Here is a 10,890-nt window from a genome sequence, read left to right as displayed (position 1 = left end):
TGCCTGCGCCTCGCTGACGCTCGGCTCCGACACGAGCGAGAGCTCGGCTGTGCCCTTTGTTCGCTCGCTGCGCTCGCTCATGCCTGCGCCTCGCTGACGCTCGGCTCCGACACGAGCGAGAGCTCGGCTGTGCCCTTTGTTCGCTCGCTCATGTTGTCCTCCGATGGGCCGGGCTGCCTTCGCGCAGCAGGAGAATCAGCAGCCACGGCGCGCCGACCGTGGCGGTGACGACGCCGACCGGCACCGCGACCGGCAGCAGATGTTGCGCGGCCAGGTCGCAGCCGACCAGCAGCGTCCCGCCCAGGAGGCCGGTGACGGCCAGGGTGGCGGCGGTGGGCGGGCCCGCGACAATGCGCACCAGCTGCGGCACCGCCAAAGCCACGAAGGCGATCGGCCCGGTCAGCGCCGCGGCGAGCGCGGCAAGCGCGACCGTGGTGATCAGTAGCCGCAGTCGCGCCGACGACACCGCGATACCGAGCGTGCCCGCCGACTCGTCGCCGAGGTCCAGCACCGCCAGGGTCCGGTACTGCACGAACAGCGTCGCCAGCACCACAACGGAGGCGATCGCGGCGCCCTGCACCTCGGTCCAGGTGCGGCCGTAGAGGGAGCCCGCCGTCCACTGCATCGCCGACCCCGCGAGCTCTTTCGGGAAACGCACCACGATGAGGTTCACCGCGGCCGCCAGCCCGGCCTGCACGGCGAGCCCCACCAGCACGAGCCGGCCCACCGGCAGCCCGGCCCGGCCGAGTACTCCGAGCAGCACCGCCGCGAACAGGCCGCCGGCGAGCGCACCGAACGGAATGAGCGTCTGCGCGGCACCGGCCGCGAGCACGACGACCGCACCGAGCGAGGCCCCACCCGTGACACCCATGACGTCCGGCGAGGCCAATGGGTTGCGGAAGAGCCGTTGCAGCACAGCTCCGGCCATGGCCAGCCCGGCCCCGGCGATCAGTCCGGCGACCACTCGCGGCGCCCGGAACTGCTGGACGATGTAGACGTCCCCGGCGTCGCCGAATCCGAGTGCGGCGCGCAACGCCGTCGCCGCCGGCATGTCCACTTCCCCGGAGGAGAGCGCGACCACCAGCAGGATCACCGCTACCCCACCGCACCCGACCCCGATCGACACGACGCGGCGGCGGCGCGCATCGGTGACCGATCGAATCATGCTGCCAGAGAATGGCTTCTGCGATACGAGCCGATCCGACTCAGCTCGACCCACCGTGCCGTGGTTGCTCATCGACGCTCCGCCCGGCGAGCGAGCACGGCCAGCAGCGCCGCGCCGAGGAATGCCGTGACGATACCGGCCTCCACTTCCGACGGCCGCGCGACGAGCCGGCCCACGATATCGGCCGACAGCAGCAAGAGCGGACCGGCGAGCAGGCATCCCGGAATCACCAGCCGGTGGTCACCACCAACCAGCAACCGCACCAGATGCGGTGCGGCCAAGCCGATGAACGCGATCGGCCCAGCGACCGCGACCGCCGAGCCGGCCAGCAACACGACCGCCGCCATTCCCGCGAATCGAATACGCGCCACCGGCACACCGAGTGCCAGCGCCGAATCGTCCCCGAGCGCGAGGGTGTTCAGCGCGGGACCGATCGCGAGACCCAGGACCGCGCCGATGGCCAATGTCGGCAGCATCGGCACCAGCACGTCGAGATCCCGTCCCGCGATCGAACCGGCCAGCCAGAACCGGGCCTCGTCCAGTGTTCGCTCGCTGAACAGCAGTACCGCCGAGGTCCACGACACCAGAACCAGTTGCAGCACGGTGCCACCGAGGACGAGGCGCACCGGATCCAGGTCACCGGCCCGCCGCCCCAGCGCCAGGCTGAACATCGCGGCGGCGGCCGCACCCGCGAAGGCGAATCCCACATACTGCACCGGATGTGACAGGCGCAAGGCGTAGATCGCGGTGACGACGGCGAGTCCGGCGCCGGCATTGATGCCCAGGGTGGTCGGCGCGGCCAGCGGGTTGCGGGTAATACCCTGCACAACCGCGCCGGCAAGTCCGAGCGCGGCGCCGACCGCCAGTCCGATGAGCGTCCGCGGCACCCGCAGACCGGTGATCACCAGGGCGTCGCGACTGTGTCCCGCGCCGAGCAAAGCCTCGACGACCGTGGGAATGGGCACCGACCGTGCCCCCAGGGCAAGACTGAGCACCACGCACAACAGCAACGCCGCGAACCCGATGAACAGCGCAGGTACCTGGCGCCACATCGGGGTGCTCCGGGTCGTATCAGTCGAGGTCACGAGAGGGCAGCTTAAGTTAGCCAGACCTAAATCTGTCAAACAGGACGGGCTTCCCAACCCAGGTCAGCCACGCTGTCACCGGGTTTTCCCGCGCCGCTTCCTACCTCCTGCCGGCTTCTCGGAATTGACCGGGCGAGCTCCAGGTCTCGGCGCTGTGGCGGCGCGACGATCGACCGCCGACGTTGCGGGAAGAGCCTTTTCGCGGTTGGTCCGGACGGAAATGATGTGTTGCTGACCGTATGTCCAAACGCTGTTGCTGACCAAGTACAGCAAGATGGCGATCGCCAGGAACGACCCACCGGCGAGGACGCCGAGCGGCAAGACCCACAACATCACCTGTTTCATCATCGCCACGCGGGAATCCTGCACAGCCCCCGGATTCTGTCCGGCCAGCGAAGCGCGGGCGTTGAAGTGGGTAGCCAGACCGGCGATCAGCATCAGTGGGATGGCGACGGCTGCGATAGCGCCAGTTGTCGGGACACCGCCGAAGGATGCGAACGACGCCAGCATGCTGTCCGGGGTCGTGATCGCCGCCGAAATCGGCGCACCGAACAGACGTGCGGTCAGAAACGACTGAACGCCGGTGGCGCTGAAGACATAGTTCGGGGTAGCCGCATTGGCTTCGGGTGACATCCCTAGTTGTCCCCACCCGGTTCCGGTGCGGTTGAACGAACGCAGAACGTGGTACAGACCGAGAAATACCGGTGCCTGCACCAGGATCGGCAGATATCCCATCCAGGGATTGAAGCCGTGATCTTTCTGCAGTTTCCGCATCTCGATCGCCTGGCGCATGCGGTCCCCCGCGTACGTCTTCCGCAGAGCCTTGATCCGGGGTTGTAGTTCCCGAATCTGCCGGGCGGTCCGGAGCTGCTCGATCACGATGCGCAGCAGGAATATTCGAACGGTGAACACCAGGAACACCACGGCAAGCGCCCAGGCGAACCCGCTGTCGGGCCCGAGAAGTGCGCCGAACGCTGTGTGCCAAAACCACAGGATGGCCGAAACAGGGTAGTAGATGAAATCGAGCATCGAGCACCTCGTAACTGCACGAGCGCATCACGCGTCATCGTGCGATCGGGAGCGACGCCGGTCGTCGGAAGGACCGCGCCGGAATGGAACTGGGCAAGACCGAAGCCCGCGCAGCACGTCAGGCGTTACGCGGCGGCCGGAACCCGTCCGGGTGCTCGTGGACGAGGACGTCCTGGGGTGTCCGGGGCGCTCTGTCGGCGGAAAGCGCCACGCAGACGCTGTTCATCGCGTTGGGGGCCGGTCGCCGACTGCCCGGGTGAAAACAGCGGCGAGCGGGCACGATGCCCGGTGACGGCCAGCAGGAAAACCAACGCGACTGCCGCACCGACGACCGCGGTAGGGCCATCGGCCAACAGCGACACCGCGACGACAAGGGTCAGCACGGCCACCCAGGTCAGCTGAACAAGACTCAGCCCCCTGGACAAAGGCGACCAGACCCGTGCCACGAGAAGAAGCATACCGAACCATTGGTGTCGCCCGCGGGCGCGACAGCCGTATGGCTTCTGGCAAGCCAGCGGTAATCTGCACTGCGGCAATGACGTTCACATCGGGTGCGCGCAGGCGGCGACGCCTGCTGGGCCGGACATCGATGCCGGTCGAGCTGAGGTAGGGCATATGAGGAACAGAGTTACAAGGGTTCTCGACATAGTCGGTAGCCGATGGATGGCGGTGGCGACGCTGGCCGCGATCACCGGGTTCTACTATCTGTTCATCGCGGTCACCAACTGCGTGGACACCGACACCAACCGGAACGGTGTCGCCGCTGTGCTGTCGATGCGGTCGACGATCCACCACGCGGGCACGGACTGGCGGGCGATCACGAACGGCAATGTCGCGCTTGTCGCCTACATCCTCATCGTGATCTGGGAGTTCCTGATCGCATTCGTGCTGCTGGCCGCCGCGGCGGTGTGGGTCCGGGTGCTGACCGGACGGCCGCGCCGGCTTCGAGCCGGCCTCGGCGTGGCGGTCAAACTGTCGAGCCTGGGCTGGATCATGGTGGTGCTGCTGTTCGCGGGCGGGTTCCTCACCGTCGCCGGTGAGTGGTTCCGCATGTGGGCCAACAAGGAGGTGAATGCGTCATCGGCTGCGTTGCAGAACTTCTTGATCGCTGCCGTCGGCTTGATTCTCGTACACCTGCCGGAATCGGTCGTCCCGCAGGTCGCGCCCCCGTCATCGGAACTGTCCAGGCGCTAGCACGGCAGCTTTCGCGCGGCGGCCGGATCGGTCCGCTTCCCGACTACGGCATGCTCCCGCCCGGGTGAGCTCAGTCGGGCAGTTCGATGCCGTGCTCCGCCGCCTTCGCCGCGACCTCGTCGGGAAAGACATTGCGCAGCAGGTAGAGGTCGCGCCCCAGCTGCCAGCCGGGGGCAAGCGCGACCGCGTACCGCTCGAAGTAGCCCAGCTGCTTGCCCATCAGGATGAGCTGTTCGGGTCCGGCGACGCCACGCCGCTTGCCGAAATCCAGCAGCGCTGAAGTGATCGTCTTCAGGTCCAGCCGCGCGAGCTCCCCGGACAGGATCGGTCCGAGCACGATGGCGAGCTGCCTGCCGATCGCGGTGTCGTCGCTGCTCTGCTCGGCGAAGAGATCCAATTCGCGCAGCGCGGTCGCTACCGGCGTGAAATCTCCGTCGAAGGCGCTGGCGTAGAACATCGCACGGACCATCGCGCGCCACGGCGGCGACATGGTGCCGACGATGCCGAAATCCAGCATTGCCAGTTTGCCGTCCTGGAGCAGCCACAGATTCCCCGCGTGCACATCGCCGTGAAACAGGCCGTGGACGGTAACGCCTTCCAGCCACACTTTCACCAGCCGCCGGATCAGCAGCTCCGGATCGGCGTGCGCACCGACGACGTCGAACTGGTCGAGCGGCACGCCACGCAGGCGCTGCATACCGATGGTGCGCGGCCCGCACAACTCCCAATACACTTCGGGAACAACGACTTCCGTATTGTCGCCGAACGCGCCGAGGTTGGTGCGGACGCGGCTCTGATTGTCCGCCTCGACCAGGAAGTTCAATTCCGCCACGGTGACCTCGTAGAGGTCGTGCACCACGCCGACCGCGTTGGCGATCCGCGCGTGCTCGGATCGCCGTTCGAGCAGCTTCGCGAGCACCAGCGCCGCACGCAGATCGACGATCATCCGGCGCGCGATTCCCGGGCGTTGCACCTTCACCACGGCCTCGCGTCCGTCAGCGAGCACACCGGCGTGCACCTGCGCGACCGAGGCCGCCGACAGCGGCACGTCGTCGAACTCGGCGAATATCTCGTCGATCGGGCGGCCCAGGTCTTGCTCGACGATCCGCCTCGCCGCGGCGGCCGGGAAAGGCGGCACATCGTCGAGACAGCGCAGACACGCGTCGGACAGCTCACGCGGAAACGCGCCGGAGGACGACGCGATCAACTGTCCGAGTTTGACGAACATGGGGCCGAGACGTTCGAAAGCGTCGACGACGCCGTCGGCCAGCACTTCCCGCCGTGTTCGCCGACCGGCACGCCCGCGCATCCCGAGCACCGACCGGGCAGCCTCCACGATGGCCCGTCGAGTGAGAGCGACACCGAATACCAGCGCGATGGCGAGCATCCGAAGCGCCTCGGGCACACCGAAGGCGTCCAGCCGGGGCCGGTCGACGGCGAACGCCTCGGCAGGCGGACGCTGCTCGGTGCGCGCCGCGGCAGTGACGGACAGCGGGTCGGCACTCATGCCTCCGCCTTACTATCGCTCGGCTCCGGCACGATCGCCGTGACGGGGCAGATGGTTCGCTCGCTCATGCCTCCGCCTCACGAGCGCTCGGCTCCGGCACGAGCGGGTGCCCGGCTGTGCTTATCGCTTGCTCGCTCATGCCCGCGTCTCCACCAGATGAGCGAAGCACGCCCTGATCCGGATATGCCACAATTCGTAATCCGGCACGCCGGTGGCTTCCTCCGACGGATCCGCGGCAAGCTCGGTGTTGTCGGGAACATCACCCGCGTAATGCCCCTGATCGTCATCACCGCATCAGCCAGTTCCGGCAGCGCAATGGGCGATCCACCGCCGGACGCGCCCAGGGATGTCGTCGTGCCCGGCGATGGCATGCGCGGTCGCCGCAAGACAGACCCGCCTCGGATCGGATGCCGCTCAGCGGTGCGCCGAGTGATAGGCGCTGGTCTGGGACGTCATGATGCGGACCAGGTCGCCCAGCGCGATCTCCACGTCGATCAGATGCAGACCCCACGTCGCGTCCGGGACGGCGTACAGCCCGGGGCTGCCCGGTTCCGGAGTCGCCATCAGCGCTGTCGTGTCGCCGCTGCGCACGCACTGGAGCCCGTACCGTTCCGCGGGGATCAGCCACGGCGTCGGCGCGACGACGGCGGATGGCCCGTGGCGCAGCGCCAGCTCGACGCCGAGTGGACTGGGCACCGGGCTGACGCGCAGGACGGTTGCGGCGGTGCGGGATTCATTGCGGTCCAGCGACACCGGGTTGGTGCAGGCGATCTCGTAGTCCGGACCGTACGGCCGCGGCAGCGGCTCCGGCGTCATCGGGTTGCGGCCGAATCGGCTGTCCGCAGGTGGGGTTGCGCCGAAGGTCTGCCAGGCGAGCACGCACCGCGTCTGCCGCTCGCTGCGACACAGCGGGAGATACTGGAAATCGCCGCCGACGTCACCGCCTTTCGGCACCACCACATTGCCACCGAGCAGGACCGCCGACAGGATCCGGTCGCGCACCGCCTGCTGCGGTTCGATCTCCTCCCGGATCAGTTGGCGCAGCATGCGCGCACCCTGTGAGTGCCCGATCAGCACGACCGGTCTGGCGCCGTCGCGCTCGGCGAGGAACTGCCGCCAGGCCCGCAGCACGTCGTCGTATGCGATCCGTGCCATCTCGGCGCGCTGCTCGGAGGTGTAGGACCTCTCCGTCGCCAGCGCGATTACGGTCCGCTGCCGATACACCGGCGCATACACCTGGCACAGCTGGGAAAACCTGGCCGCCTGTTGCTCGGCGACCGCCCGTACCTCCCGCGTCACGGTGGTGTCGGAATTAGGCGTCCGCTCCAACGACACCGTCGGATACACATAGAAGCAGTCCACCCCCGAATCCCCTGCGGGCGCGGGTTCCTCGCGCACGTCGGGCTGTCCCGCCCGCCGCACCGTCGTCGCCGAGCTCCCCCGGCACGGATCATCTGCCCGATCCGGCCTGCACAACCAGACGACACCGGCGTCACCACCCGGGTCCGCCACCGCGCTCACCGACGACCCGGCCAACAGCCCGACTCCGCACACGGCGGCCGCAACCGCCCGCCGCCACCGACTGTCCCGCATCGCACACCTCACTGCTTCCGCGCCCGACCGTCAGCGTCTACCGTCACACCGCGAACGCTCGTTCGGACGCCTTCGACGGCGTCAGCCCAGCGAAATCCGGCTGCCCACATGAGGCGGCCAAAATCTCTTGGTGCTCGGAAAGATACAGCAATATCGGTCATCCTCGTTACGGCCGGATCTCCACCCGCCGTCCGCGGACGAGAGCATCAGGTGCCAAGCGAATTCCACCGCCGGGCAACGCTTCGACCGCAAGACGCTGATCGCCGCATAGCCGAAATCGTCCTTGATCTGTCCGATTTCGCCGCCGCGAATGTCACGGTGCCGACGCGCGCCGCCGACGACCCCGACTGAGCCACAGCTATTGCGGCACCCCTCGGTGACCGGCTGGCCGCTGACCTGTGCGCCGCAGGCCGTGCCCGGCGCGGACCGGGCTGGATCAGCTATCGACGCCGTGATCGGTCCAGGCGATCACGCGCAGCGGGAACGAGCCCATCCCGCGCATCGGCGCCGGCAGCGCGACCAGCCTGGCACCGGTGTCGGGGACCGCGGCCAGGTTCGTCATCTGCTCGATGATCGGGATTCCCGCGCCGAGCAGCGCGTGGTGGCACGGGCGGGTTGGCAGGGACGTGTCGTCGATGTCGAGCGAGTCGATCCCCACCACGGCCACATTGGCGGCGACCAGCGCGTCCGCGACCTCGCCGACCAGGAATGGATGCCCGGGGCCCCAGTATGCGGGCGAACCCCACCGTGCCGACCATCCGGTGTGCACGAGCACCGCCTTGCCCCACAGCCACGCCGGGTCGCCGAGCACATCCGGCCCGACCACACGGGTCCCGGGCACACGGATCATCACGATCGGCACGTTGAACAGCCGTTCCAGTGGCAGCTCGGCGATGTCGGCACCGTCGGCGTGGAAATGCGAGGGCGCGTCGATGTAGGTCCCGGTGTTGCCGACCATATCCACGCGCGTGATGTCGTAGCTCATGTCGATCAGCGGCGACTGCTCGCGTGGGAACGCTGTGCTGACCCGCGGTCCAGGCAGGCCCGGATAGCAGAGCATGCCATCCGAGATCGGGTGCGACAGCTCGACCATCGCCTTGCTCATGCTAGGCACCGTACCGGCCGATCCCACTGCGGCGGACGGGGATGGGAGAGTGCCGGTGAAGGTCGGTTCCACGCCGAGTGCGCCCCGGTCCGAATGAGAGCAGACTGGGACCAGGAGGTCATCATGCGACTGCTGAAGGGCCTGCTCGATGTCGTGGCGGGACTCCTCACAGCCGTGCTCGGAACGGTGCTGGGAATCCTGGCGGCGGTGCTGTGGCTCGTCGGTGCGCTGCTGTGCGTGACAATCATCCTGCTGCCGCTGGGCATCCCTGTGGTGAAGCTCGCCCGCCGTCTATTCACCCTGTCCAGGCAGCTGGTGCGGCTTCCCTGACCGACCACCCGGGAACCATGGCCGCCTCGTGATCATCAGGCACTCGGGTCGGGCGGAGGCGACCGGCTACGAGGTCATGCCCATGCCTGCCGCCTGGCCCCCAGAGGCTGCGGCGGGATGAGTTTCTCCCAGAATTCGCGGCGGACCGCGTCCCACAGCCTGGCCAGTTCCGGATGGAGTTCTCGTGCTCGCACGAGGTCCGGATAGTTGCCGGGGCTGAAGGACACTACTGGCGAAGCGTCGTGTTTGTTGTGCACGGCGACGATCGCGATCAGATGATGCTGAAGCAAGCCCCAGGTCACGCGAAGGCCGTCGACTTCCGTGCGGCGTACGTCATCCATCGTCGACCCCCCGTAGTCGTAGGTGCACCCCGAGAATTCGGGCACTGCTGCCAACCGGCCGCGGCCGGCTGTGCACCACCATCTCGGCTGCCGACTCGGCACGGCCACGAACGCGCCACCGATGGTGCTCGCTAGGCCTGGTCGGGTTCTCGTACATCGGGAGTTCCTGCTTCGATCATGACGGTGACGCATCGAGGTGCCCGGTTGGGCAGATCACACCCCTAGAACCTAAGACATTAGATTTCATAGTTCAATGCTTCTAGGGTAAGAATTCCGTAAATCCTCGCTCACCATGCCCTTCGTTCGCCCCTGATTAGTTGGCGTCCACCCGCCATATCGACTAATGATTGCGAATGCAACTAGATTGACAGTGAACATCTAACTTTAAAGTTCATAATTCAATTTTCAGTGGCTAGAATGGTGTTGCCCCCGCCTCCCGAGGAGTCGCGTTGTCCAACCAGGAGAGCGCCGGATTGAGCGCACTCGGCGCCGTACTGTCACCGATCGAGGGTGGCGGTCCGAAGACCGAGGCCGTGGTGCAGCGGCTGTCGGCCGCGATCAGCCTCGGCGTCATGGCGGATGGGCAGCAGTTGCCGAGCGAGACCGATCTCGCCAACCAGTTGGGTGTGTCGACGATGACCCTGCGGGAGGCGCTGGCCGCGCTCCGGCAGCAGGGCATCGTCTACACCAAGCGCGGACGCGGTGGCGGCAGCTTCATCCGTGGTTCGGCGCAGGTCCTCGAGAACACCTCGCTGGCGCGGTTGCAGCAGATGAGCATCCAGGAACTGCGCGATCTGGGGGACGAGCACTTCGCCGTCACCGGAGCGGCTGCCGTGTTCGCCGCGCGCCGCGGGCTGCGCGCCGACATAGCCCGGCTCCGCGCCCTGGCCGAGCGGCTGCAGGGCAGCACCGAGCTCGTCGCGGCACGCCGGGCCGACAGCCGGTTTCATATCGAGATGGCGGTGTGCGCGCAGTCCACCCGGCTGACCCGCGCCCAGGTCGCTCTGCAGGCGGAGCTTTCCGCCTTGCTCTGGCTGCCGCGGCTGAAACTGGATCCGTCGGTCGAGGCGACCGCGCTTCGCGACCTGGTGGACGCGATCGAACGAGAAGACGATGCCCGAGCCAGAGAGCTGGCAGAATCACATACCGAAGCTCGGATCCGCCGCCTCGTCGCCCTACGCTTGGAGCTCAGTGATGATGAGGGACACCGATAACTTTCCGGCCTCGGTGACCGTCGAGTCGCTCGCTCATGCCGTCACGAAGCTGGCCGACGAGGTCTACCTGTCGCTGGCGACCATCGGGACCGCGCTGACAACCCTCTGGGAGGGTCTGATCGAAAAGGCGCGGTCCGCTCCACAGTCGACCGACCTCGCACCGCTGCGCGACACCATCGTGGACGAGCTCGAGCGGCACGGAAGGCTCTTCGAGGGCGCCGGCGCGGTGATGGCCGACGGCGTTCTCGCCGATCGCCCCTTGTACCTGGAGTGGTGGCGGCTGGACGAACAACGCGGACCGCATCGCCTGGCGCTGGAATTGAATCC

Annotated in this window: 12 protein-coding genes; 4 read left to right on the top strand and 8 right to left on the bottom strand. The window is 67.5% G+C overall.

Going from position 1 to position 10,890, the window contains the following annotated elements; all coding sequences use genetic code 11:
* Positions 1-148: 148 nt before the first annotated feature.
* The 4 genes from NA4_RS31505 to NA4_RS39645 form a co-directional block, all read right to left on the bottom strand.
* Positions 149-1,165 carry a FecCD family ABC transporter permease gene (locus NA4_RS31505; protein WP_067478434.1) on the bottom strand — a complete coding sequence of 339 codons (1,017 nt, stop codon included), beginning with the start codon at positions 1,163-1,165 and terminating at the stop codon, positions 149-151.
* A 68-nt stretch (positions 1,166-1,233) separates the two neighbouring features.
* The gene (locus NA4_RS31500) at positions 1,234-2,250 is read right to left on the bottom strand and encodes a FecCD family ABC transporter permease (RefSeq protein WP_245671674.1); all 1,017 of its coding nucleotides are present in this window, start codon (positions 2,248-2,250) and stop codon (positions 1,234-1,236) included.
* A 75-nt stretch (positions 2,251-2,325) separates the two neighbouring features.
* The gene (yidC, locus tag NA4_RS31495; RefSeq protein ID WP_067478428.1) at positions 2,326-3,279 is read right to left on the bottom strand and encodes a membrane protein insertase YidC; all 954 of its coding nucleotides are present in this window, start codon (positions 3,277-3,279) and stop codon (positions 2,326-2,328) included.
* A gap of 125 nt (positions 3,280-3,404) precedes the next feature.
* Positions 3,405-3,725: a DUF6412 domain-containing protein gene (locus NA4_RS39645; RefSeq protein ID WP_245671673.1), complete on the bottom strand. Its 321-nt coding sequence runs from the start codon at positions 3,723-3,725 to the stop codon at positions 3,405-3,407.
* A 169-nt stretch (positions 3,726-3,894) separates the two neighbouring features.
* Between NA4_RS39645 and NA4_RS31490 the strand changes: the two genes are divergently transcribed.
* Positions 3,895-4,473 (top strand): DUF2165 domain-containing protein, encoded by a 579-nt coding sequence (locus NA4_RS31490; protein WP_067478425.1) that lies wholly within the window; start codon positions 3,895-3,897, stop codon positions 4,471-4,473.
* A 70-nt stretch (positions 4,474-4,543) separates the two neighbouring features.
* Here NA4_RS31490 and NA4_RS31485 read toward each other — a convergent pair whose 3' ends face one another.
* From NA4_RS31485 to NA4_RS31475, 3 genes are all read right to left on the bottom strand, one after another.
* Positions 4,544-5,980, bottom strand: coding sequence for an ABC1 kinase family protein (locus tag NA4_RS31485; protein ID WP_067478423.1), 1,437 nt, complete (start codon positions 5,978-5,980; stop codon positions 4,544-4,546).
* Between the two features lie 414 nt (positions 5,981-6,394).
* Entirely contained in the window at positions 6,395-7,573 is a 1,179-nt protein-coding gene (locus NA4_RS31480) for a DUF3089 domain-containing protein (protein ID WP_084497639.1), read from the bottom strand.
* A 436-nt stretch (positions 7,574-8,009) separates the two neighbouring features.
* Positions 8,010-8,678, bottom strand: a complete 669-nt coding sequence (locus NA4_RS31475; protein ID WP_067478418.1) for a cyclase family protein — start codon at positions 8,676-8,678, stop codon at positions 8,010-8,012.
* Positions 8,679-8,801: 123 nt separating this feature from the next.
* Between NA4_RS31475 and NA4_RS31470 the strand changes: the two genes are divergently transcribed.
* Positions 8,802-9,008, top strand: coding sequence for a hypothetical protein (locus tag NA4_RS31470; protein WP_067478440.1), 207 nt, complete (start codon positions 8,802-8,804; stop codon positions 9,006-9,008).
* Positions 9,009-9,082: 74 nt separating this feature from the next.
* On the opposite strand, the gene NA4_RS31465 is transcribed toward NA4_RS31470, so the two are convergent.
* On the bottom strand, positions 9,083-9,349 hold the full coding sequence (locus NA4_RS31465) for a hypothetical protein (protein WP_067478415.1): 267 nt from the start codon (positions 9,347-9,349) through the stop codon (positions 9,083-9,085).
* Between the two features lie 449 nt (positions 9,350-9,798).
* On the opposite strand from NA4_RS31465, the gene NA4_RS31460 reads away from it, so the two are divergent.
* Together NA4_RS31460 and NA4_RS31455 are read left to right on the top strand one after the other, a co-directional pair.
* Positions 9,799-10,563 (top strand): FadR/GntR family transcriptional regulator, encoded by a 765-nt coding sequence (locus tag NA4_RS31460; protein WP_084497638.1) that lies wholly within the window; start codon positions 9,799-9,801, stop codon positions 10,561-10,563.
* The coding region (locus NA4_RS31455; RefSeq protein WP_218022475.1) for a hypothetical protein at positions 10,544-10,890 on the top strand (347 nt) is incomplete at its 3' end. The genes NA4_RS31460 and NA4_RS31455, both read left to right, overlap by 20 nt.

Source organism: Nocardia amamiensis NBRC 102102 (genome assembly GCF_001612745.1).
Lineage (GTDB): Bacteria > Actinomycetota > Actinomycetes > Mycobacteriales > Mycobacteriaceae > Nocardia > Nocardia amamiensis.
Note: the sequence above shows the minus strand (reverse complement) of the source record. Positions and strands in the feature narration are given on the sequence as shown.